Source organism: Humibacter sp. RRB41, assembly GCF_022761015.1.
In the GTDB taxonomy this organism is placed as follows: domain Bacteria; phylum Actinomycetota; class Actinomycetes; order Actinomycetales; family Microbacteriaceae; genus Humibacter.
In genome coordinates this window covers 76,931-100,786 of sequence record NZ_JAKWJQ010000007.1, presented here as the reverse complement: position 1 = coordinate 100,786, position 23,856 = coordinate 76,931, and the positions used below count along the sequence as shown (strand labels likewise).

Annotated in this window: 20 protein-coding genes; 11 read left to right on the top strand and 9 right to left on the bottom strand. The window is 66.9% G+C overall.

Annotated features, from left to right (window positions below):
* Positions 1 to 124 precede the first annotated feature (124 nt).
* Positions 125 to 1,258, top strand: a complete 1,134-nt coding sequence (locus MJ603_RS16510) for an ABC transporter permease (RefSeq protein WP_243064851.1) — start codon at positions 125 to 127, stop codon at positions 1,256 to 1,258.
* A gap of 35 nt (positions 1,259 to 1,293) precedes the next feature.
* Here the strand turns inward: MJ603_RS16510 and MJ603_RS16505 are convergent, their stop codons facing one another.
* The 6 genes from MJ603_RS16505 to MJ603_RS16480 all read right to left on the bottom strand — a co-directional run bounded on the left by MJ603_RS16505 (position 1,294) and on the right by MJ603_RS16480 (position 9,120).
* Positions 1,294 to 3,072, bottom strand: a complete 1,779-nt coding sequence (locus MJ603_RS16505) for a phospholipase C (protein ID WP_243064850.1) — start codon at positions 3,070 to 3,072, stop codon at positions 1,294 to 1,296.
* Between the two features lie 47 nt (positions 3,073 to 3,119).
* Complete coding sequence (gene efeB / locus MJ603_RS16500; protein ID WP_243064849.1) at positions 3,120 to 4,484, bottom strand: iron uptake transporter deferrochelatase/peroxidase subunit; 1,365 nt, start codon at positions 4,482 to 4,484, stop codon at positions 3,120 to 3,122.
* Positions 4,481 to 5,659: an EfeM/EfeO family lipoprotein gene (locus MJ603_RS16495; protein WP_243064848.1), complete on the bottom strand. Its 1,179-nt coding sequence runs from the start codon at positions 5,657 to 5,659 to the stop codon at positions 4,481 to 4,483. The genes efeB and MJ603_RS16495 overlap by 4 nt, the downstream gene beginning before the upstream one ends.
* Positions 5,660 to 5,981: 322 nt before the next feature.
* A complete protein-coding gene (locus tag MJ603_RS16490) occupies positions 5,982 to 7,022 on the bottom strand; it encodes a Gfo/Idh/MocA family protein (RefSeq protein ID WP_243064847.1) in 1,041 nt (346 codons plus the stop codon).
* Positions 7,019 to 7,771: a ThuA domain-containing protein gene (locus tag MJ603_RS16485; RefSeq protein WP_243064846.1), complete on the bottom strand. Its 753-nt coding sequence runs from the start codon at positions 7,769 to 7,771 to the stop codon at positions 7,019 to 7,021. The genes MJ603_RS16490 and MJ603_RS16485 overlap by 4 nt, the downstream gene beginning before the upstream one ends.
* Before the next feature lie 164 nt (positions 7,772 to 7,935).
* Complete coding sequence (locus tag MJ603_RS16480; RefSeq protein WP_243064845.1) at positions 7,936 to 9,120, bottom strand: MarP family serine protease; 1,185 nt, start codon at positions 9,118 to 9,120, stop codon at positions 7,936 to 7,938.
* An 89-nt stretch (positions 9,121 to 9,209) separates the two neighbouring features.
* Here MJ603_RS16480 and MJ603_RS16475 point away from each other — a divergent pair, with 89 nt between their 5' ends.
* Positions 9,210 to 10,118, top strand: coding sequence for a ribokinase (locus MJ603_RS16475; RefSeq protein WP_243064844.1), 909 nt, complete (start codon positions 9,210 to 9,212; stop codon positions 10,116 to 10,118).
* A gap of 164 nt (positions 10,119 to 10,282) precedes the next feature.
* Here MJ603_RS16475 and MJ603_RS16470 read toward each other — a convergent pair whose 3' ends face one another.
* From MJ603_RS16470 to MJ603_RS16460, 3 genes are all read right to left on the bottom strand, one after another.
* Entirely contained in the window at positions 10,283 to 11,491 is a 1,209-nt protein-coding gene (locus MJ603_RS16470; RefSeq protein WP_243064843.1) for an MFS transporter, read from the bottom strand.
* Positions 11,488 to 12,546: a Gfo/Idh/MocA family protein gene (locus tag MJ603_RS16465; RefSeq protein WP_243064842.1), complete on the bottom strand. Its 1,059-nt coding sequence runs from the start codon at positions 12,544 to 12,546 to the stop codon at positions 11,488 to 11,490. The genes MJ603_RS16470 and MJ603_RS16465 overlap by 4 nt, the downstream gene beginning before the upstream one ends.
* A 70-nt stretch (positions 12,547 to 12,616) precedes the next feature.
* Positions 12,617 to 13,510, bottom strand: coding sequence for a sugar phosphate isomerase/epimerase (locus tag MJ603_RS16460; protein WP_243064841.1), 894 nt, complete (start codon positions 13,508 to 13,510; stop codon positions 12,617 to 12,619).
* 163 nt (positions 13,511 to 13,673) lie between these two features.
* On the opposite strand from MJ603_RS16460, the gene MJ603_RS16455 reads away from it, so the two are divergent.
* From MJ603_RS16455 to MJ603_RS16415, 9 genes are all read left to right on the top strand, one after another.
* Positions 13,674 to 14,837 (top strand): ROK family transcriptional regulator, encoded by a 1,164-nt coding sequence (locus MJ603_RS16455; RefSeq protein WP_243064840.1) that lies wholly within the window; start codon positions 13,674 to 13,676, stop codon positions 14,835 to 14,837.
* Between the two features lie 120 nt (positions 14,838 to 14,957).
* Positions 14,958 to 16,610, top strand: a complete 1,653-nt coding sequence (locus tag MJ603_RS16450; protein WP_243064839.1) for an ABC transporter substrate-binding protein — start codon at positions 14,958 to 14,960, stop codon at positions 16,608 to 16,610.
* 119 nt (positions 16,611 to 16,729) lie between these two features.
* The gene (locus tag MJ603_RS16445; protein WP_243064838.1) at positions 16,730 to 17,713 is read left to right on the top strand and encodes an ABC transporter permease; all 984 of its coding nucleotides are present in this window, start codon (positions 16,730 to 16,732) and stop codon (positions 17,711 to 17,713) included.
* A gap of 75 nt (positions 17,714 to 17,788) precedes the next feature.
* Entirely contained in the window at positions 17,789 to 18,658 is an 870-nt protein-coding gene (locus MJ603_RS16440) for an ABC transporter permease (protein WP_243064837.1), read from the top strand.
* Positions 18,645 to 19,730, top strand: coding sequence for an ABC transporter ATP-binding protein (locus MJ603_RS16435; protein WP_243064836.1), 1,086 nt, complete (start codon positions 18,645 to 18,647; stop codon positions 19,728 to 19,730). Before MJ603_RS16440 ends, MJ603_RS16435 begins: the two co-directional genes overlap by 14 nt.
* On the top strand, positions 19,727 to 20,740 hold the full coding sequence (locus MJ603_RS16430; RefSeq protein WP_243064835.1) for an ABC transporter ATP-binding protein: 1,014 nt from the start codon (positions 19,727 to 19,729) through the stop codon (positions 20,738 to 20,740). The genes MJ603_RS16435 and MJ603_RS16430 overlap by 4 nt, the downstream gene beginning before the upstream one ends.
* Positions 20,737 to 21,624: an acyltransferase domain-containing protein gene (locus MJ603_RS16425; RefSeq protein WP_243064834.1), complete on the top strand. Its 888-nt coding sequence runs from the start codon at positions 20,737 to 20,739 to the stop codon at positions 21,622 to 21,624. The genes MJ603_RS16430 and MJ603_RS16425 overlap by 4 nt, the downstream gene beginning before the upstream one ends.
* Entirely contained in the window at positions 21,621 to 22,631 is a 1,011-nt protein-coding gene (locus tag MJ603_RS16420) for a Gfo/Idh/MocA family protein (RefSeq protein WP_243064833.1), read from the top strand. The genes MJ603_RS16425 and MJ603_RS16420 overlap by 4 nt, the downstream gene beginning before the upstream one ends.
* Entirely contained in the window at positions 22,628 to 23,662 is a 1,035-nt protein-coding gene (locus MJ603_RS16415) for a Gfo/Idh/MocA family protein (RefSeq protein ID WP_243064832.1), read from the top strand. The genes MJ603_RS16420 and MJ603_RS16415 overlap by 4 nt, the downstream gene beginning before the upstream one ends.
* Positions 23,663 to 23,856: the final 194 nt, after the last annotated feature.

Below are 23,856 nucleotides of genomic sequence, written 5' to 3'. Positions count from 1 at the left end.
CGGGTATTCCCCACAGTCTCGCGCCGGGCGTGCAGTCTCGCGGGCGGAAACCTCGCGTTGACATGCTCGCGCGTTGGTCTCATTATAAAGAACGAACATTCGTTTTTGACAACAGGAGAAGATCATGTCGGAACGCATCGCCCACACCACGTGGGGTCGCGCGCTGCTCATCGGAGTGGCCGCCGCCGTCGCGATCGGGGTCGTCGTACTCGCCTTCCTCTGGCCGACCACCACCGCGACGGCACAGAATCTGCCGGTCGCGATCGCCGGGCCGGGCGCCCAGGTGAGCGCGCTGCAGAAGGCCCTGGACCAGAAGGCCGACGGGGTCTTCGACCTCACGAAGGTGTCCGGTCGCAGCGCGATCGTGAACGGCATCCACGACCGCAGCTACGACGGCGGCATCGTGCTCGGCACGACGCCTGAGGTGCTCACGGCATCCGCCGCGAGCCCGGTCGTCACGCAGATGATGACCCAGGTGCAGGGCGAGCTGCAGGCACAGGTGAGCGCGCAGCTCGCCGCAGCAGCCCAGGGCGCTGGGCAGGCCGCGGCAGCGCAGGGGGCGAGCGCCGAGCAGGTGCTGCAGGCTCAGGCATCCGTGCCGACGGTCACCGTGAAGCTCACCGACGTCGTGCCGTTCGCAAGCACTGATTCGCGAGGAGCGGGGATGACCGCGGCGGCCTTCCCGCTGACCCTCGGCGGCATGATCGGCGGCATCGTCATCTCGCTGCTGGTCACGGGCGTGTGGCGGCGGCTGGCGGCATCCGTGGTCTACGCGGCCGCGGCCGGCGTCGTGATCGTGAGCGTGATGCAGCCCTGGCTCGGGGTGCTTCAGGGGTCGTACCTCGCGAACGTCGGAGCCATGGCGCTCTCGCTCTTCGGCACGGCATCCCTCATCGTGGGAACGAGCGCACTGCTCGGCGGTGCGGGTATCGGCGTCGGATCGGTGATCACGATGCTCATCGGCAATCCGCTGGCATCGCCTGCGCAGCCGATGCAGTTCCTGGTCGAGCCGTGGGGTGCGGTCGGCCAGTGGTTCGTGCCGGGCGCCGCGACGACATTGCTGCGCGACCTGTCGTACTTTCCGGATGCCGCGATCGGGTTCCCGGTGCTCGTACTGATCGGCTGGTCGGTGCTGGGGCTCGTGCTGCAGTTCGTCGGCCACTTCCGTTCTCGCGAGATCGTGCATGTGAAGGACTGGGACGAGGAGGATGCCGTGGCGCCCGTCGCGGCGCCGGTGCAACCCGCGCTGGTCGAGTAGCGCGCGGCGGCGCTACTCGACCAGCGACGTGCGGATCAGAAGAGGTGGTGGAGCACCTGCTTCAGCTGATCGAGCAGCCATTTGACGGCATCCGAGATGGACTGGCCGGGCGAAGAGTGACCGCCACTGCCGGGGTTGCCGCCTTGTCCCGGGTTCCCACCGTGACCCGGATTGCCGCTGTTGCCGCCGACATGAACCGGGATGACCTTCGCGACCGCTCCGTTGCTACCCAGCAGGACCGCCCGCTGCTGCGGGTGCGAGAAGTCGAACATGCCGGTGATCGATCCTGCCCTGGCGTCGAACGACGAGTCGCCGATGCGTCCGGTCTTCCAGTTGTCCTCGATGAACTTCGTGATCGACGTCTGCTCGATCGCGGTGTGATCGATGTAGTTCTGCTTCGAGAACGGTGAGATCACCAGGAAGGGCAGGCGCTGGCTCGGCCCGCAACGGTCCGCGTAGCCGCCGGCCGCCGACGCGGTGGCCGTGCTGCAGATGGCGGAGTCGTTCGCGGCATCCTTCGATCCGTTCAGGATCGTCGGCGCGACGTGGTCGTACCAGCCGTCTGAGTCGTCGTAGTTGATGACGATCGCGGTGCTCGACCACTCCGGGGACTGCTCGATGGCGTTGATCTCGTTGGTGAGGAACTTCTGCTCATCCAGCGGGTCGGAGTATCCGGCGTGGCCATCCTGCGCCTCGGCCGCCTTCAGGAACGACACGGCCGGCAGATTGTTCTGCTTGAGCGCGGTGTCGAACGAAGTGAGGTCGTACTGGTGGTTCGCCTGGTCGGTGTGGCCGATCATCTTGCTGCTCGACGGGGCAAGGTGGTGCGGGTTGGACGTCGACTTGTAGTACTCGAACGGGTTGTGGTGCGCCGAGTAGTCGACGGATGCCGCGCCGGCCACGTTCGTGGAGGTCGCGCCGCAGGCGGCGTAGTCACCGGACTTGCCGTCCCAGGCGGTGGTCGGCGTGAAGCCGCCCTGGAACCAGCCCCACGTCACGTTCTTCGCGTTCAGCAGGTCGCCGATGTTCGTGCCCGACATCGAGCCGAGCGCGTTGGTCGACGTGTGGTTGTTGTCTGCACAGTCGTCGTAGGCCGGATCGGGATCGTTGATCACCGTGCCGACGCCCTTCGCGTCGGGCGAAGCGACCGTGTAGGCATCCGGAGTCGCGGTCTGCTTGCCGGTCGTCGGATCGATGGATGTCACTCCGTGCGTCTGACCCGAGACGAGGTTCAGCGCGCCGGGGGTGGACGGACCGAACACGGTGTCCCACGCGTTGTCGCTCATGGCGTAGTTCTGCGCGTAGTTCCACTCGGCCGTGACGGTGTTGCCGTCGTAGTAATCCATCGCCAGGCCGGGACTGCCGTACATGCCGGTGCAGGTGTCCTTGCTCGTGTTCTCCACGAACTTGTCCATCGCGCCGTTGTTCAAGGCCTTCTGCTCAGGACCGTAGTTGTGGTTCTGGTCGCATGTGACGGCCTGGGCGGACGTGAGCCGCTGCGGGGTGTACGCGTTGGGGTTCGTCGTGATCAGGCCGGCGTTCTGCACCGTGTTCGCCTTGGGCGTTCCCTTTGCCGCGGTGAACCTCGTGCCGTCGGTGTTCGCCGCGTTCGGGTAGGTGCCGAAGTAGTGGTCGAACGAGATGTTCTCGTCGAACAGCACGACGAGGTGCTTGATCGGCGTCTGGGTGGTTCCGGAATGATCCGGCTGATTGGCCGACGCCGGCGCCGCGAGGGCGAGGGTCGTCGCGATCGCGGCGAGCGCGACCGGGATGGCTGCGACGCGTAAGGCGCGCCGCCCGAACACCTTGGGCATTCGTGATCCTTTCATCGGGAGAACAGGTGCTGCCCACCGCCTGCGAATCAGGTCAGCAGTCCGCTGGCGAACCAGTCGGTCTTGTTACGCACACCGGGCAGCGCGAAGAAGTAGCCGCCGCCGGTGGGTGAGATGTCGTCGACGAGCGGCTCGTCGATGAGACGCTTCTGCACCGTGACGAACTGGCGCTCGAGGTCCTGGTTGAAGCAGGCGAAGATCAGGCCGGTGTCGATGTTGCCGTTCACGTCGACGCCCGAGTCGTAGTTGTACGGACGCCGCAGCATCTGCTCCTTGGCCTGCGGCTTCGAACGGTTGTTGGCGAGGCGGATGTGGGCATCCATCTGGATCACATCGCCCGTCGGGTCGGTCTCGTAGTGCGGGTCGTCGGTTTCGTGCGTGCCGGTGAGCGGGGCCCCCGAGTCACGCCTGCGACCGATCATGTTCTCCTGCTCGTGCAGGGAGACACGATCCCAGAACTCGACGAGCATGCGGATGACGCGCACCACGTGGTACGAACCGCCCTCCACCCACCCCGGCTCCTTATCACCCGCGTGCGTCCACACCAGTTCATTCGGAGCGGATGCCGCAGCCAACGCGGGCGACGACGTTCCATCCTTGAAACCCATCAGGTTGCGCGGGGTACCCGACGGCCGAGGCGGCGAGACGAACCCGTCCTTGCGCCAGCGGATCTGCATGGCGCCGCGCGTCGCCCGCGCGATGTCGCGCAAAGCGTGCGCGACGGTATCGGCGTTGTGGGCGCACACCTGCAGCAGCACGTCGCCGTCGCAGGTCGCGCGGTCGAGGTCGTCGTTCGGAAAGTCCTGCATGGTGAGCAGTCGATACGGCTTGTTCGACGCGAGCCCGTAGCGGTCGTCAAAGACCGACGCACCGAGCGAGACGGTCACGGTGAGCCCGTCGGCCGGCACGGTCGGGCCGAGCACACCGGAGTCCGACGGCGGCGCGGTGATGCCGGTCGTCTGAGGCGTTCCGCCGGCCGTGAGGAATCGCACCCGATCCGTCAGCGTCTTCATCAGGTCGGTGAGCTCGGCTCTGCCTGCTGCAGTGAGGTCGAACGCGACGAACGCCGCGCTGCGCTGCGCAGGGGTGAGGATGCCTGCCTGGTGCGCCCCATGGAACCCGTACCCTGATGCCGTGGCCGTGCCCGTCGCCGCAGGGTGGGCGAGGCTGTCGGGCGACGGCGTCTCGGTGGCTGCGGCCGCCATCGCCGGTGCAGCGGCGACGGCGGCCAGCGGAGCTGCGATGCCGGCGCCGACGAGCCCGTGCAGGAACCCGCGGCGGCCGACGCCGTTGGCGAAAACGGGCCATTCGACTCGCCGCGCTCGCTCAGGGAGCTGGGGATCGCTCAGCTCGGACTCGGGCAGCTCGGACTCAGGCCGCTGGGGATCGCTCATGCCGCCCTCCTCACGTCGCAGATGGCGGCGATCGGTGCGAGCAGTTCGATCGTCTGATCGATCTGCGCGTCGAGGGACTCGCGCTGCGCGGTCGTGAGCGACTGCAGCGGAACCCAGCTGCCGTCGGTGTGCCGGTACGACTCGACGAGGGTGCGTGAGGCGGCGATGGCGGCATCCGTCTTCGCAAGGTCGGGGTAGCGGGTCTTCAGGATGCCGCTGATCGGCTCGAGCGCCTGCACCGTGCCGGCCAGGTTCGCGTCGAGGGTGGCGAGGTTGGTATGGCTGCCGGCATCCGTCTTGCCGGTGAGTTCGAATTGCAGGGCGTTCTCCAGAATCTCGTGGGCACGCAGCCCGATGTCGAGCGGGTCGATGCGCGCGTTCGGGAAATTCGTGCGCAGGTCCCCCACGTCGATGACGAGCCTCGACGTGAACGGCGCGATCTTCGCGGCGGGCGCACCCGACCACAGGAGCGCCTCGATCTTGTGGAAGCCGGTGAGGTCGGGATCGCTCAGCGCCGTCGTGCTCGAGGCCGGCATGCCGTTGATCGCGGCGTCGGCATCGCCGAACGCTCCATAGGCTGCGCCGAGCGATTCGTACACGAGGTGCGCTCCGAGCCAGTCGGTCTTCGCCTTGGCGAGATCACCGGATGCCACGTCGCCGTTCAGCGCGGCCACGCCGGCGGCGAGAACCGGAAACCTGCCCTCGATCCACTCGCCGTACGCCTTCGACGCGGGAATGAGGTCGTTCTGCGTCACCGGCGCGATCCCCGGCGTCGCGTCGGCCACGCGCTCCGCCCCTGTGACCGTCACGACGGGACCGGCGATCGGATTCTCGTCGGCGGGCAGGCAGACGAAGCGGTACTTTCCGGCCGCGATGGTGGCCTGCGCGCGAGTCGTGCTGCCGGCGCCGAGAGATTCGAGGTCGAGGTAGACATCCTTGCTCGACGCCGACTGCAGATAGACCTCCATGCCGGCGATCGACGTGTTCTTCACGTCGAACGTCTGCACGCCGGCTGTGCCTTCCTGCCAGCCGTCACCGCAGCCGGAGATGCCTGCGGTGACGGTGTAGGCATCCGCATGTCCGCCGTCGGCCCCGCCAGCAGAGTGGGTCAGCTGCACCGCGACGCCTCCGCCGACGAGGAGCACCAGCGAGGCCGCCAGCACTCCGATAGCCAAGGCATGCCGCATCACCCAGTACCGCCCTCAGAGTTCACACGTCAGGTCGCGCGGAACCACCCGAAAGCCCCGCGCGGATGCCATGCTCCCAGCGGAATCGGGGCGGTTAACCTGCCGTTCACCGAGTTCACTCAGTGTTCAGCGAATGCTCCATCGAGTGCCCCGAGATGGGGGTAGACCCTCGCTTATCCCAACGGAGGCAAAACGCCCCGGAACAGGCAGATCTAGCCTGTTCCGGGGCAGAGAGCGCGACCCTGCCTGTTTTCGGGGGGGGGTTGGTGTGGTGAAGCGGGTGGGTGTGGTGAAGCGGGGTGGGTGGGGCTCAGCCGGCGGTGACGGTCACCTCGTGGCCGGACTCGGCGGAGCGGTAGCACGCGTCGATCACGGCGGCACGCCGCAGCCCGAGCGAGCCGTCGTGCGCCGGCCACTCGAGGGGCCCGGCCTGAATGGCGTCGACGAACTCGGCGATCACCTCGGGGTGCGCACCGTTCGGCCCGGGAACGGCCACGTAGTCGTCGATGACGCCATCGCGAGTGCGGAACACCTTGAGCTCGCTCTCGGTGTAGTCGATGACTCGCAGCTCCGCACCGCCCTCCGTGCCGAAGACGGTCATCCAGAACTCGTTGTTGTTCGGGCGGTAGGCGTCCCAACTGGTCTCGAGGGTCAGCGTCGTTCCGTTCGCAAGCCGCACGAACGCGATCGCGATGTCCTCGACGTCGAAGCCCTCGACGACCTTCGTGCCGAGCTCCGCATACGTCGAAGCAGACACGGTGAGCACGTCGGGCTCGCCGAGCAGACGCAGGGCGTAGTCGATGACGTGCACGCCGAGATCGAGCAGTGGGCCGCCGCCTGAGAGCTCGCGCTTGGCGAACCAGCCGGACTCCGGGATGCCCGCGCGACGCAGCCATCCGGCCTTCGCGACATACGTCTCGCCGATCTCTCCCGCTGCGATGATGCGAGCGAGCTCGGCGATGTCGCCGCGCAGCCGGTGGTTGAACACGACCTGGAGCACGCGACCGGCCGCACGGGCGGCGTCCACCATGCTCTGGGCATCCGCGAGGCTCGCCGCGATCGGCTTCTCGGTGAGCACGTGGATGCCCCGCTCGAGTGCCGCTATCGCGACCGGCGCATGCAGCGCGGTCGGAGTGGCGATGCTGATGGCGTCGAGCTCGACCTCGTCGAGCATCTGCTCCCACCGCGGGAATGTCGCGGGGATGCCGAACTCGGCCTTGAGCGCCGCGACCTGGTCGACTTCGAGTCCGGCGAGGGCGACGATCTCCACGTCGTTGCGTGCCGCGAAACCGCCGAGGTGCTGTCGTCCTGCCCATCCGGCGCCGACTACGCCGACCTTCAGTGTGCTCACGATGCGCTCCCCACTGCTACGGCGTCGGTGCTGAACCAGTCGCGTGCGGGGTTCGAGACCGACGGCGCCTGCGCCACCGCACCGGCGGGAGCGGCCCAGCGCACCGCGTTCGCCAGCACGTTCCGCACGTCGTCGTGGTGGTAGACCGGGTACTCCTGGTCGCCGGGGCTGAAGTAGAAGATCTTGCCGTTGCCGCGTCGGTAGGTGAGACCGGAGCGGAACACCTCGCCGCCCGAGAACGAACTGATGAAGACCAGTTCGTCCGGCGTCGGCACGTCGAAGTACTCCCCGTACATCTCCTGCTGCCCGATGATGAGCGGCGACGGAATGCCCTCGGCGATCGGATGCGACGGGTTGACCGTCCAGACCAGCTCGCGCTCCGCCTCGTTGCGCCATTTCAGCGAGCACGTCGTGCCCATCAGGCGGCGGAAGATCTTCGAGAAGTGCGCCGAGTGCAACACGATGAGCCCCATGCCGGCGAGCACGCGCTCCTGCACGCGCTCCACGACCTCGTCGGACACGTCGTCGTGGGCCATGTGCCCCCACCACAACAGCACGTCGGTGGATTCGAGCGTCTCGCGATCGAGACCGTGCTCTGGCTGGTCCTGCGTCGCTGTACGGATGCCCGCATCCGGCAACCGCTCGGCCAACCCCTCCGCGATCGCGCCGTGGATGCCGTGGGGATAGATCTCCGCGATCTGCGGCTGCGTGGTCTCGTGGAAGTTCTCGTTCCACACGGTGATGCGCATGGATCTCCTCTGATCAGCGCTCTCTTTCGGAGCGGAAGTCGTGGTTGGATTCATCGAATCGAATCGATTCAATCCGGGTCAGGTTACGCGTCGGCCCCTCGGCTCGCAAGCGTCGATCGCTGCCCGATGCGAAGGAGGATGCGTGTCGTGTTCAGACATCCGCCTCAGCCGGCCGCGCAGGCGCCCGTCGCCACCGGCATCGAGCCCGCGGACTTCAGGACAGGCTCGATCTCGGCGAGCGTGAGGGCATAGCCGGTGTCGGAATCCGTCGTCGATCGCGCGAAGACGACGCCGACCACGCGACCTCTGGAGTCGAAGAGCGGCCCGCCGGAGTTGCCGGGCCGCACCGTTCCGCGCAGGGAGTAGACGTCGCGGGCGACGGCATCCCGCTGGTAGATGTCGGTGCCGAGCGCCGTCAACTCCGCCCGCACGCGCGCACCGCCCAACGTGAGGGACCCGCCTCCCGGATACCCGGCGACCACCGCCGACTCACCAGCCGTCAACGGGCTGCCGGTGGGCAGCGCCGGAGCGCCGAGGTCGGGCACGCTGAGCACGGCCACATCGCGCTGCGGGTCGAACGCGACGACCGTGGCGTCGTACGTGTGGCCATCAGTCGTCTGCACGTCGACCGAGGAGGAGCCGGCGACGACGTGGGCGTTCGTCACGACGGTGCCCGCGGCATCCACCCATCCGCTGCCCGTCGACTCCATCGAGCAGCTCGGCTCCAGCGACAGCACCTTGACCACGCTCTGCGACCTGGCGGTCACCGCGGCGGGAATGCTGGAGTCCGGCGCCTCGGTTCCGGGGATCGTCTCGCCGTGGCTGAAGACCTCCGGCAGGCCAGCACCGGCGAGCGCGTCGTCGAGCGCGCCGAGGGCAGCCGATGCCGGCACCGGCGACATCGCATCGAGCGCCGCGACGATGCGCGATTCCGACGCCAGCTGCGACGCCGGATACAGCGAAGAGGTCTGCACGAACCCGGCGACGAGCCACACGACGACGGCCCACGCCACGACGCCGACCACCGATCCCCCTGCCGAGTCGACCCGGCCGACGGGCCCGTGGTGCATGCGGGTGCGCAGCATCGATCCGAGCGTGGTGCCGACTCCGTAGAGCACGGATCCGAACGCGAGCACGACGACCGCGGCGAGCAGAGCGCGCGCGACCGTGTTCGTGAGGCCCAACGGTGTGAGCCACTCGACGATGAGGGGAGCGAGAAGCAGTCCGACCCACAGGCCGACGATCAGTCCCACCATCGACAGCGCTGTCAGGAGCGCGCCGCGACGCCAGCCGATGACGATCGCCACGACGGCCGCGAGCGCGAGCACGACGTCGACCACGATCTCCACGAGGATCAACTCTCGCTCACGCGGCTGTGCGAATTCTGCGGCGGAGCAGGGAGAACGTCTCGGAGCAGAACGGACCATAGGGTCGAGGCATGAGCAAGCTCGGGCATCCGCTGCCGGTCGTCGTCGTCGGATCGATCAACGTCGACCTCGTCGTGAGGGCGCCGCGTGTCGTCGAGCCGGGCGAGACGATCAGCGGATCATCGTTCAGCTCCGGTCAGGGTGGCAAGGGCGCGAATCAGGCGAGTGCTGCGGCGAGCACGGGAGCACGAACGCTCATGGTCGGTCGCGTCGGTGACGACTCGCACGGGGCGGACGCACTGGCTGCGCTCGCCGCCGTCGACGTCGATACGACGCACGTCGGACGAGCGGATGCCGCCACCGGCGTCGCCCTCATCCAGGTCGCCGACGACGGCGAGAACGCCATCACCGTCGTCGCGGGCGCCAACGCCGAGCTCATGCCCGCTGACGTGGACAGCGCCTTCGCATCGATCGCATCATGTGAATCCGGCGCTGTCATCGTGCTGTGCCTCGAGATTCCGCTGGCGACCGTGACGCATGCGGCCGTCGCGGCGGCGGAACTCGGCTGGACCGTCGTGCTCAACCCGGCACCGGCACCGACCACGCCGCTGCCTGGCGAGCTGCTCGCCGCGGTCGATGTGCTGGTGCCGAACGAGCACGAAGCTGCAGCGATCGGCGGTATCGACGAGCTGGCAGCATCTGGCTCAGCCGTCGTCGTCGTGACCCGCGGGGCGCTCGGTGCCGACGTGCGTCGCGGCGCCGAGTCGTTCTCCGTTCCGGCACCGCGGGTGAACGCTGTCGACACGACGGGCGCGGGCGATGCGTTCATCGGCGTGCTGGCGGCATCCCTCGCCGAGGGGCGCGACCTCGACGACGCCGTGAGCCGGGCCGTCGGTGGTGGCGCGATCGCCACTCTCGCGGCGGGTGCGCGCGGGTCGCTGCCGACGGCATCCGCGATCGACCGGCTGCTCGCGCGATAGCTGCTGGGTGGCCGCGACCGCGGCGGGCCGCTCACGACCACGATTCAGGACGATTCACGACCACGATTCAGGACATTTCGGCGGCCGTGCCGGATATGTCGATGGCCCTTCGTATGTCCTGAATGCCGGATGCGGAGGCGACGGTCGCGCTGATTCGATGCCGCTCAGCGCGCGGGCCTGCGCAGCACTGGCGCAGCGATACCGGCGACCACGATCAGCGCGAGCGGGATGAGCAGGGCGTAGAGCAGGCCGGCGCCACCGGCGACGAACCCGATCAGTGGAGGGCCGACGAGCGATCCTGCGTAGCCGATCGCCGCCACCACCGCGATGCGAGACGCAGCGAAGCGGTGGTCGTCGCCGGCCGCGGACATTCCGATCGGGAAGGCGAGCGCCACTCCGAGACCCCAGAGGGCCGCGCCGATGAAACCGGTGGCGACGCTCCCGCCGAAGATGAACAACAGCATGCCGACGACCGCGACGAACGCCGAGCCCTGCACGGTTCGTACTCGCCCGAAGCGAGCGAGCACCGAGACGCCGCTCAGCCGCGCGGCCACGACGGCGAGTGTGAACACATCGATGGTGAGCGCTGCCACGCCGTCGCTCGCACCACGGCTGTCCGCGGTCGCGAGAGCCGCCCAGTCATTGGCAGCACCGTTCGCGAACGACATGCCCAGCACCACGATGCCGATGAGGAGGGTGCGCCTCTCGAACCAGGCCGATCGGCGGCGCGTGACGGGCGGAAGCGGCTCTTCAGATGGTTCTGCGCTCACCGAGACGGCCGGCTCCGAGCCGACAGCGGGCCAACGCCGCAGCGTCGCAGTGACGCCGACGACGACCATCACGACTGCCGCCGCTCCCAGATGCAGTGCCACCGGCATTCCGAGGCCCGCCGCAAGCGCTCCGGCTCCCGCTCCGACCGCCGCGCCGATGCTGAATGCCGCGTGAAACCAGGGCATCAACGGTTTGCCGAGCGCACGCTCGATCCCAGAGCCCTCGAGGTTCATCGTCACATTGCAGGTGCCGTTGGAGAGTCCGAGCAGCAGCAGTCCTGCGAAGGTGAGCGGATAGCTCCCGAACGTCGAGGCACCGAGCCCCGCCACCACGAGGCCGACCGTCGACCCGCACAGAGCAATGACGATGACACGCTGCGGTTCGAAGCGAGGGGCGACGCGACTCGCCACGTAGAACCCGCCGATCGAACCGGCGGAGATGCCGAGCGCCAGAACACCCATCTGCAGGATGGTCGCGTTCAGCCCGTCCCGCGCGCTCGGCACCCGCGAGAGCCAACTTGCGAGCGCGAAGCCGGAGAATCCGAAGACGAGCACGATCGAGTTGCGCCAGGAGACGATCGTGCTCTCCGCGGCAAGCGTCAAAGCGAGATCTCGTGGCCGGCTTCAGCGGATGCGTAGATGCTCTCGAGAATCCTCGTGATCTCCGCACCATGCGACACGGGCGCGATCGTCTGCGCCTTCCCTTGGATCGCGCCGACGAAGTTGCCGATCTCATTGGAGAATGCGCGTTCGAGCTCGAAGGTCGGTGACGAGATCTGCGGAATGACGTTGACCACCGACCCGTACCGTTCGGTCGCGATCTCGAGCTCCGGTTCGAGATCGGCGCCGCCCTTGTCGCCGAAGACGGACACCCCGATCGAGTCCTTCGTGGCGTGCAGCGAGTAGCTGGTCTCGACCAGCATGGATGCGCCGTTCTCGAATCGCACCAGGGCGTTGACCATGTCCTCGACGCTGTTCGTCGTCGGGTCGTAGTCAGAGACCTGGTAGCGCGGCATCGTGGTGACTTGCGCCCGGTTGCCGAGTCTCTGATAGGAGTTGGCGCTGACGGCGACCGCCTTCGGCGAACCCATCAGGTACCAGCACAGGTCGACGACGTGCACACCGACGTCGATCAACGGGCCGCCGCCCGAGATGGCCTTGTCGGCGAACCACCCGCCGGGGTTGCCGACCCGTCGGATGACGCTGGCCCTCGCGTAGTAGATGTCGCCGAGCTCACCGTTGTCGATGAAGGTCTTGAGCACCTCGGCGTTCGGAGAGTGGCGCCGCACGAAACCCACCTGCAGAATGCGGTCACTCGCCTCGACCACCTTCTCGAGTTCCGCGGCCTCGGCGTAGGTGCGGCTCATCGGCTTCTCGACCAGCACGTTCTTGCCCGCCTCGATCGCCGCGATCGCCCACCGAGCGTGGCTGTCGTTCCAGGTGCAGATGCTCACGCCGTCGATGTCCGCATCGGCGAGCAGCTCGTTCGGGTCGGCGTATGCCCGCGGCGCGCCGTACTTCTCGGCCACCGAACGGGCACGGTCGAGGTTCATGTCGCTGACGGCGACCAACTCGACCTCCGGATTCGCGGCATAGGCATCCAGATGCAGCTGGGCGATCGATCCGGTTCCGATCACACCGATTTTCACGCGTGTCACGTCGGACTCCTCCTGGTTTGATTCGGGCGGAACAGCAGGTCAGGGCAGTTCAAGGCTGGTCAGGTAAAGGTCAGGCGAGGGCGAGCAGCCGTCTGGCGTTGGCCAGACCCCGCTCGATGCCGAGCAGGCAGTCCTCGATGCCCTCGAATTCGATGGCTGCGTATCCTTCATAGCCGGATTCGACGATCGACCTCGCCACCGACACCAGGTCGAGATCGCCGTTGCCGACGATCGCGCCACGGAGGTACTTGCCCCCTCGGCTACGGAACCAACCATCGCCGGGCGCGATGTCACGAACGTAGAAGTCTTTGAGGTGCACGACCATCGCGTACGGCAGGTTCTCGGCAACCACGGCCGCCGGGTCTTCGTCGACGCAGACGAAGTTGCCGACATCCAGTGTCGTCTTGAAGTTCGGCTCGTCGACGGCGTGCACGATCCGGCGTACGCGGTCAGCCGACTGCACGAAGAATCCGTGGTTCTCGAGACTCGTCGTCACGCCTTTCGTCGCCGCGTACCGCGCGACCTGCTTGGACCCGGCGACGATGGCGGGAAACGCCGCCTCGAAAAGCGGTGTGTCGTCTCCCGGATGGTTCTCGTGGCCGACCACGTCGTGGCGCATCTTGGAGATGCCCAGGCTGGAAGCAAGATCGACGTAGGCCTCGACACGTGAGACAGCTGCGGCCACGTCGACCGGTTCGGTCGACCAGAACGCGTTGCCCACCGCGAGGTTCGACAACACGACGCCTGCGGATTCGGCCGCCGCGCGCACCCTCTCCACAAAAGCCGGATCCGACGCCAGGTTCGGGATCGGCGAGTCGGGGTCGTCCGAGAGCACGGCCAGCTCGAGGTGCTCGGCCCCGCTCTGGGCGACCCACTCGATCACGTCGAGCAGATCCATGTCGCCACTGCTCAGGCGTTGATGAAAGCTGTACGAACTCACGCCGAGCGAGATGTTTCGAGTCACGGATGTCCTTCCTTGCGGCCGGTGCGAAACGCGGCGTGCGACGGCGCGGCGTCCTCTTTGTTACAAACTTGAAAGTTTCTAGACGATTTCTCGGATCAGCGTAGAGGTGGAACGAAGTCTGCGCTAGCTTCTTCTAAAACTTGGCGACGAACGAGGAGAAACAGTGGGCAGTCCCAGCGCGCTGCGCAAGCTGAACGACCGGGCGGCGCTCTTCGCGCTGCTCGAGTCTGGGCCGCTCTCCCGCCAGGATCTCGAGTCGTCGATCAGCGTGTCGCGGCCGGCGGCCGCCGAACTCTTGCGGCGACTGGAGGTCTCGGGACTCGCCCGCCGAGCCGGCCACCGTCCAGGGGTCCGCGGGCCACAGGCCCAGCTGTGGGCGATCAACGAACGCGCCGCCTTCGCCGCAGGGATCGACGTCACCGAATCGGGAATCGACGCCGTGATCGCCGATCTGAACGGTCATCCGCTCGGCGAGTCCAAGCTCGCGGTCGGCAGGGGGGATGACCCGATGCCCGCACTCAAGAAGGTGCTCACCTCGGCTGCACGGCGCGCCCGCCTCCGGCGCTCCGATGTGCGCCAGGTCGTGATGGGCATCAGCGGTTCTGTCGATCCGGAGACGGGCGAGCTGAGTCACGCCGACCACATTCCCGAATGGAACGGTTTCGACGTGCAAGGACGCGTCTCGCGACTGCTCGGCGTGCCGGTCGCAGTCGAGAACGACGTCAAGCTGGTCCTTCGTGACGAGTCGATCCGTGGCCATGCCGTCGGAAGCAATGACGTGCTGCTGCTGTGGATGGGGCAGGGCATCGCGATCGCGGTGATCGCCGACGGCCGGCTGCAGCGCGGCTTCCGGGGCAGCTCCGGCGAAGTAGGTTACGTGCCGATCGGCACCGACGGCGTCACCGCCGGCGACCTCCTTTCGACCGCAGGGGTTCTGAAGCTGGCCGAAAAACACGGGCTCCCGGCGTCCGACGCCGTCGCAGTGCTCGAGCGGGCATCGAGCACCGATCGCAGTGCCGGCGACGACAGCTTCCTATCCGAGTTCGCCGATCAGATCGCCGACGTGCTCGCCTCGCCGGTAGCCCTCATCGATCCGGAGCTGATCATCCTGGCAGGCGATATCGGAACGGCGGGCGGCGACGAGCTGGCCGCCAGGACCAAGGTGCGTCTGCACGAGCTGCTCATGCACCGGCCGCGTGTCGTGGCCGGCACCGGGTACGACAACTCGGTCCGCCAGGGCGCCCTGGACGAGGCCCTGAGGCGACTCAGGGACGACGTGTTCGAGGACGCCCGCGAACATCGGGAGGCGCCAGCACAACTGCACTGAAGACCGCACGAGATCACAGCACCATCGGATCCACCCACTTTGAGGCCATCACGGGTCCCAACTTCATAGGAGTCACCACGGCAAACGCTCGTGAACAACGAGCCTGGGAAAGGGTTAGCAATGAAATCATCGCGTTTTTCGAGGTGGCGTCGACTCGGCGTCACCCTTGTGACACTCGCCACGGCCACCGCGGTGGTCGCGGGCTGCAGCAGCTCCAACAGCTCGGGATCCTCGGCGTCGCTCCGTATCGCCAATGTCGGCGGAGCCACCTGGACGTGCGCGTTGAACCCGTTCAATCCCGCCGTCTTCCAGGAGTCGTTCGGGTTCGCCTACGAGCCGCTGATCTACATGAACACGCTCAAGAACGGCGAGCAGACGCCGATGCTCGCCACCAAGGCGACGTGGTCCGACGACTTCAAGACCCTGACGATGGCGATCCGCAAGGGCGTCAAGTGGAGCGACGGCAAGCCGTTCAGCGCCTCTGACGTCGCCTTCACCTTCAACCTGCTGAAGAAGAACAAGGGCCTGGATCTGAACGCGATCTGGTCATCCGGCCTTCAGTCGGTCACCAAGTCAGGTTCGGATCAGGTGGTCTTCCAGTTCGCGTCTGCCGCGCAGCCGTACCTCTACTACATCGCCGACCAGACACCGATCGTTCCCGAGCACATCTGGTCGACGAGCAAGGTCGGCAACCCGGTGAACTACTCCGACTCCAAGCCCGTCGGCACCGGACCGTACAAGGTCGCGAGCTGCACGCCGCAGAACATCCAGTACACCGCGAACACCAGTTACTGGCAGTCCGGCAAGCCGGCGGTGAAGACGGTGAACTACCCGTCGTACACCGACAACTCGCCCGCCAACCAGGATCTGGCCGACGGCAAGGCGCAGTGGGGCGGCCAGTTCATCCCCAGCATCGACAAGTACTACGTCGACAAGGACAAGGCGCACAACCACTACTGGTACCCGCCGACCACCAACGTGAGCCTGGCGTTCAACCTCAAGCACTCGGTGACAGGCAACGTCAAGGTACGGCAGGCTCTGGCGTACGCGATCGACCGCGACAACGTGTCGAAGGTCGGTGAAGGCGGCTACCAACCCGCCGCGAACCAGTCCGGCATCGTTCTGCCGACGTTCAAGGAGTGGTACGACAGCGATCTCGCCAAGCAGTACGACTACTCGCCCGACCAGGACAAGGCGAAGCAGCTTCTCGCCTCTGCCGGGTACTCGGCGAGCAACCCTCTCAAGCTGAGCGTGCTCACGGTGAGCGGCTACACCGACTGGGATGCCTCGCTCCAGGAGATCAAGCAGGAACTCGCCAAGGTGAACGTCGACCTGACGGTTCAAGACCTTGCAGGCCAGACCTACAACACGCGCCTCTACAAGGGCGACTTCGATCTGGCGTACATCTCCGAGACCGGCGGCCCATCGCCGTACTACGAGTTGCGGCAAGAGCTGTACAGCGGCAACACCGCGCCACTCGGGCAGGATGCCTCGACGAACTACATGCGGTTCTCCGACCCGGCGGTCGACGCGCTGATCAACCAGTACTCCGGCGCATCCGAATCGGAGCAGCACACCATCGTCAGCCAGCTGCAGAAGGTGATGCTGACCCAGGTTCCGATCATCCCGACGACGGAATCGGTGAACTGGTTCCAGTACAACACGAAGTCCTTCACCGGATGGCCGAGCGCGTCGAACCCGTATGCGCTGCCGGCGCCTTTCAACATCCCGGACAACGAGCAGCTCCTACTCCACCTGAAGGCGGCCAGCTGATCCGAGCCTCCGATGCCCGTACCGGGGCGGCCCTGGCCGCACGGTACGGGCGCGGAGCCCGGTCGTTGGATTCGACGTTCGAAGAGGAGTGCTGAAGTGACGTATTCGTGGAGGCCGGCGTGAGATACATCCTGCGGCGCCTCGGTCTGTTCGTCATCACGTTGTGGATCGCGTTGACGGTGAATTTCTTCATCCCACGGCTGATGCCGGGCAACCCTGCCGAGGCGATGATGGCGCGCTTCCGAGGTCGCGTGAATCCGAGCGCTCTGAAGGCGCTCGAGGCTGCATTCGGAATCAACACCCAGAAGCCGCTCATCGAGCAGTACTTCGACTACCTGGGGAACACGCTCACCGGTCACTTCGGCACCTCGCTGACCTTCTTTCCGCAGTCGGTCGGAACGGTGATCCTCCAGGCTCTGCCATGGACGCTCGGCCTCGTCGGCGTGACCACGATCCTCGCATTCGTCTTCGGCACACTGATCGGTCTCGTGGCCGGCTGGCGCCGCGGCAGCGCGCTGGACAGCCTGCTGCCCCCGGTCTTCGTGATCACCGGAGCGCTGCCGTTCTTCTGGGTCGGCCTGCTTCTGGTGCTGCTGTTCTCGGTCACTCTGAGCGTGTTGCCCAACGACGGAGCGTATGACGTGACGCTGGCGCCCGGATGGAACATGGACTTCATCGGCAGCGTGCTCACGCATGCGATCCTGCCGGCCGCCACCATCCTGATCATCTCGATCGGCGGCTGGATCCTCACCATGCGCAACAACGTGGTGACGGTCCTGGCGGACGACTACATCAGGATGGCAAGGGCCAAGGGCCTGTCGAACACGAAGATCATGTACGGCTATGCGGCACGAAACGCCGTGCTGCCGAACCTGGCCGGATTCGCGATGTCGCTCGGCTTCGTCGTCTCCGGAGCCATCCTCGTGGAGTACACGTTCAACTACCCCGGCGTCGGCTACATGCTGCTGCAGGCGGTGAACAATCAGGACTACCCGTTGATGCAGGCGATGTTCGTCATGATCACCGTGACGGTGCTCGTCGCCGTGCTGATCTGCGACTTCTTGACCGTCGCACTCGACCCGCGCGCCCGAACGGAGGGCTAGGCCATGACATCAGCTACCGCAGAAACGACGGAAACGACCGCGCCGAAGACGAATCGTCGACCCAGTGGCAGCGGGATGGCGATCTGGCGTGCGATCCGCGGAAACGGCAAGGCGCTGGCCGGCGCCATTCTGCTGTTCATCTTTTTGGTCGCCGCGATCTTCCCGCAGCTGTTCACCTCGGTGACGAACGCAAATGACCGGGCGTATGCGCTCAGCCTGCCGCCGAGCTCGGCGCATCCGCTCGGCACCACCTCGTACGGTCAGGACATCTGGGCTCAGCTCGTCTGGGGGACGCGCGAGACTCTGGTCGTCGCGGTGGTCGCCGGGGCCCTGGCCAGTATTCTGTCGGTGCTGATCGGTGTCGCTGCCGCCTACCTGGGCGGAGCGGCCGATGACCTGCTGTCCCTGCTGATCGATGTCTTCCTCGTCATACCAGCGTTCCCGCTGATCATCGTGATCGCCGCGTACGCGAACGGCGGCAACCTGGCCATCATCATCGTGGTGCTCGTGATCACAGGGTGGTCGTACGGTGCGCGCCAGCTGCGTGCCCAGGCGCTGTCGCTGCGCAGAAGGGACTTCTTGGAGTCCGCTCGCGTGCGCGGCGAGGGCTGGTTCTACATCGTCATCTTCGAGATGCTGCCCACGATGATCTCCCTGATCGCCGCGAACTTCCTCGGCGCTGCCCTGTACGCGGTGCTCACCGCGGCCGGCCTGCAGTTCATCGGCCTCGGCAGCCCGAGCTCGCAGAGCTGGGGCACCATGTTGCACTGGGCGCAGTCCGCCGAGGCGCTGCAGACCGGCCAGGCGTGGTGGGTCATCGCACCCGGCCTCTGCATCGCGCTCCTCGGCGCCGCATTCGCCCTGCTCAACTACGCCTTCGACGAGATCTCCAACCCGGCCCTGCGGCCGGTGCGCCGGAACAGGAGGAACCGTGTCCGAAAGTAATGCGACAGCGAGTGCGACGGCATCCGAGTCGACAACGCCCAGCGACGGCTCGAGCGGCGCGCCGCTGCTGGAGGTGCGAGGGCTGAGCGTCGTCTACGAAACCTCGTCCGGCACGGTCACCGCCGTGGACAACGTCGACCTGACCGTGAACCGCGGGGAGTTCGTCGCCGTCGTCGGCGAGTCCGGCTGCGGCAAGTCGACCATGCTGTTCGGCATCGCGCAGCTGCTCATGTCACCGGCCAAAATCTCCAGCGGTGAGGTCATCTTCCGCGGCGAGAACCTGGTCACCATGAACGACAAGGAACTGGCGCCCGTGCGGTGGCGGAACCTCTCCGTCGTGATGCAGTCGGCGATGAACGCACTGAACCCGGTGCGCCGCATCGGGGCTCAATACGCCGACACGATGAAAGCTCACGGCGTGAAGAGCAAGGCCACCATCAGGTCGCGGTCCGAAGAGGTGCTCGCCCTGGTCGGCATCGACAAGATCCACCTGGAGAGCTATCCGCACCAGCTCTCGGGGGGCATGCGACAGCGCGCCATGATCGCGATGGCCCTGCTGTTCGCGCCGGAATTGATCATCATGGATGAGCCGACCTCCGCCCTCGACGTCGTCGCGCAGCGCTCCCTGATGCTTCAGATCAAGGAACTGCAGCAACAGCTCGGCTTCGCCGTGCTCTTCGTGACGCACGACATGTCGCTGGTGAGCCACTTCTCCGACCGGCTGCTCGTCATGTACGCCGCCCAGGAGGTCGAGTTCGGGGAGACTCGCGCCGTCTTCGACGCCCCGAAGCATCCGTACTCGGAGGGGCTCCTCGACGCGTTCCCCTCGATCCGCGGGCCCAAGGTGCCGCTGATCGGCATCCCGGGGTCTCCCCCCGCGCTGTCGGCCATGCCGCCGGGATGCCGGTTCGAGCCACGATGCCCGCTCGCGTATGCGGACTGCAAGGTCGTCGAGCCCGAGCTGTACACGGTCGACGACGTGCTGGCGCGCTGCCTGCTGTATTCGCCGGATCACCGACCGAAGGAACCAGCAGGACCCATCGACCCGACCGCGAAGGGAAGCGAACCGTGAGCACACCGATCCTCGAGGCGCGCGGCCTGACCAGGGTTTTCCGTGTCGGTGGTTTCACCAACCGAAGCGAACTGCACGCCGTGGACGACGCCGATTTCGTCATCAACGAGTCGGAGATCGTGGCCCTCGTCGGCGAGAGCGGAAGCGGAAAGTCGACGATCGCCCGTCTGCTCGCCCAGGTCTACACGCCGAGCTCCGGCGAGATCCTGTTCCAGGGCACGCCGCTCCCACAGCTGCGGAGCCGCCACGATCAGATGCGGTATCGCGCGGCGGTGCCGATGGTGTTCCAGGACCCGTTCAGCTCGCTGAACCCGTCCTACCGAGTGTCACACGGCATCCTGCGCGGACTGAAGCTGCACCGCCCCGACCTGGATGCCTCCGGTCGCCGGGCCGAAGCGGAGCGCGTGACCGAGGTTGTCGGGTTGTCGCCTGCGAGCGAGATGCTGGAGAAGTACCCGTACGAGATGTCCGGCGGCCAGCGGCAGCGGATCGGGTTCGCCCAGGCCCTCGCCTACCGGCCCAAGGTGATTCTCGCCGACGAGCCGGTCTCCATGCTCGACATCTCCATTCGCATCGGACTGCTGAATGTGATGGAGAAGCTCCGCGACGACGAACAGGTCTCGTTGCTCTACATCACCCACGACATCGCGAGCGCACGCTACGTCGCCGACCGCATGATGGTGATGTATGCCGGCAGGGTGGTCGAGTCGGGCCCGGTCGAGGAAGTACTGCAGGAGTCGGAGCATCCCTATACCCAACTCCTGGTCGCTGCCGTGCCCGACCCGCGGACGAAGCTGACGATGACGGCGAAGCAGGCGGCGGGCGAACCGCCGAAGGTCGTCAACCCGAAACCGGGCTGCCGATTCGCCGACAGGTGCCCGCTGGTCCGTGAGGTGTGCCGGCACGTCACCCCGCCTCTGCTCGAGCTGCAACCCGGTCACGAGGTGGCCTGCCATGTCGCGGCGGAGAACGCGGGCCGCGCGGAGGACTCGATGGGGGCTGCAGCATGATCGATCTCTCCGATCTCGCTCTTCGACTCGAGGCCGCATCCGACGACCGGGCGCTGGCCGTACTCGGCTTCCGCGACGACGACCGGGCGGAGGTGCGACTCGCGATCGAGGCCGCGCTTCACGAGCCGGAGCGGCTGGCCGAGATTCAGACGCTGGCCGAACGACTGCGCTCCGCCATCGGCCGTATCGAGAGTCCGGCGGATTCCCTCGAGCTCCCGCCCGCGGACAGCACGTGGCGAGGCATCGGCGTGGTGCCGATGCTCGCGCTGCTCGCGGTCGCCGACGACGTGCGTTCGTTCCACCGCTCACGTGGAATCTCGACCGCTGTGTCCGACTGTTCCCTGTCGGACCTCGGCCAGCAGGCCTGGGTGCATCGGCGAACGTTCGGCGCCTTCGGCCTGCACACGTACGAATGGATGGCCACCGCCTTCTCCGGCAACCTGTATTGGCTGGGCAGGCTTCAGTTCAACCTGGTCGAGCACGACGGAGAGTGGATGCTCTCGACCCATATCCCGGAGATCGGCCCTCTGACGCCGGAATCGGTTGACGACTCCTTCCGCCAGGCATCCGCCTTCTTCGCCGAGCACTTCCCCGACTACCCGACGCGGCTGTTCTACTGCGGCTCCTGGCTGCTGGACCCGCAACTGGCGGCCGTGCTGAAACCCGAGTCGAACATGGTGCGATTCCAGAAGCGGTGGACCCCGACCGGTGAGATCGGCCCAGCCGACGAGGATGCCGTCTTCTTCGTGTTCCGCAGGCGCGGAGAGTTCGACAGGTCGACGCTGCCGCGGGAGACCTCGCTGCAGCGGGCGATCCTCGACAAGCTGGATTCCGGCGGACACTGGAGCAGCTGGGGCGGCACACTCGAGAAGGAGCGAACGTGACGGCATCCACGGTTGGCCTTGTAGGGGCAGGAGGAATCGCGCAGGTCCACCTGCCCGGATGGCTCGACCTGGGCTTCGACGTCGTCGTCCATTCGATCGACGGCAAGGCGCGCGAACTCACCGATCGCTTCGGGGGACGTGCGGTCGACTCCATGGACGAGCTCCTCGACGCGGCCCAGATCGTGGATGTCGTCACTCCGACAGACACGCATCGGCTGATCGTCGAGCGGGCGGCCGCGGCCGGCAAGCACGTGGTGTGCGAGAAGCCTTTGGCGCTGACCGTCGCCGACAGCGCAGCGATGATCGCGGCGTGCAGCCGGGCGGGCGTGCGGCTGTTCCCCGCGCATGTGGTGCGCTACTTTCACGCGTACACAGCCATGCAGGCGGCGGTCGCCGCCGGGCGGGTCGGGACTCCGGCCGCGCAACGGTTCTACCGCATCGGGTCTGCCCCGAAGCAGCCGTGGTTCCGGGACCGAGCTCGATCCGGCGGTCTCGCGATGGACCAGCTGATCCACGATTTCGACCAGGCACGCTTCAGTGCCGGAGAGGTGGAGACCGTGTATGCGACACGCACGGGCGACGAGGGCGCCGGCCCGACCACGGTTCAGGCGATCCTCCGGCACCGCTCGGGCACCATCACGCACGTGAACGGCGTCTGGGGCAGACCGGGCCTCGGCTTCCGCTACGGATTCACGGTCGTCGGACCCGACGGGCTGCTCGAGCACGACTCGCTCCGCTACCCGGTCCTGCAGTACGACGGGCTCGCGGATGCCGACAAGGGCTATCTGCCGCCCGTCGACCCCGCCTCCAGCCCCTACACGGCTGAGCTGGCGGACTTCGCTCGCGCGATCCGCGACGGCAGCCCGGCCCGGGTCAGTGCGGAAGACGCGCTGGAGGCGGTGCGCATCGCCACCGCGGTCAATCGCTCCATCGACGAGCACACGGAGATCGCGCTCGACACCGCACCCAGCCTGCATGCCGGGGACGATCGGGAAGGCGAACGATGAAGGTCGGCATCATCTCGTTCGCGCACACGCATGCGCTCAGTTACGCCGCCATCCTGCGCGACCGCTCCGACGTGGAGTGCGTCGTCACCGATCCGGATCATGCACTGCGTCCGGCCGGCGAGTCGGGAGGCCGTGCACTCGCGGAGAGCATCGGCGTCGGCTATCTCGACACGGTGGACGAGCTGCTGGCCTGGCATCCGGATGCCGTCATCGTGTGCTCGGAGAACGCCAGGCACGTCGACGACGTGGAACGCGCGGCAGCGGCGGGCGCGCACATCCTCTGCGAGAAGCCTCTTGCCACCACCCGGCCGGATGCCGTGCGCATCATCGACGCCTGCGACAGGGCAGGTGTGTCGCTGATGACGGCCTTCCCCGTTCGCTTCACCCCGCAGTATGCAGAGTTGCGGCATCGTCTGCAGAGCGGGGCGCTGGGCGAGGTGCTGAGCATCAGCGGAGCGAACAACGGACGCCTTCCGGCGGAGCGCGCGTGGTTCACCGACCCCGTGCTGGCCGGGGGCGGTGCGGTCGCCGACCACACCGTGCACGTCGCCGATCTCGTCTTCGGACTCTTCCCCGGCGTCGACGCCGTGAAGGTGTTCGCGGTCGCCAACCGGATGCTGCACGCCGACCGCGAGGCCGAGACGGCCGGGCTCGTCTCCATCGAGTACTCGAACGGAGTGACCGCGGTGATCGACTGCAGCTGGTCTGTTCCCGACCACTACCCCACCTGGGGCGGGTTGACCATGCGAGTGATCGCCGAGGGCGGCAACGCCGAGCTCGCCCCGTTCGCGGAACGTGTCGACGGCTTCTCCGAGACGGACAGGTCGCCCGTGTGGCTCTCCTACGGCGTGGATCTCGACGCCGCCATGCTCGACGAGTTCCTCAGCGCCGTCGCCGTGGGGCGACGACCGGTACCAGACGGGCTGGACGGACTTCGAGCACTCGAAGTGGTCCTGGCGGCATACGAGTCGATCGCGACCGGGCATCCGGCGAGCGTGCACCAGGACAGCCCGGACATTTCGTCCGTATGACGTGAGCGGGAGCATCCGTAACGGGACTGTCACGCCCGAGGGCGCCCCCGGACGAAATGCCCGAAGTCGATACCGATTCGCGACCGAATAGGTCGCGCGGGCACAGGCATGCTTGCGAGAATGACACAAATCGTCAGGCCGAGCACGACAAACGAGGTGATACCCGCACCGCCGGTGCGACCTCTGCCCGAGCC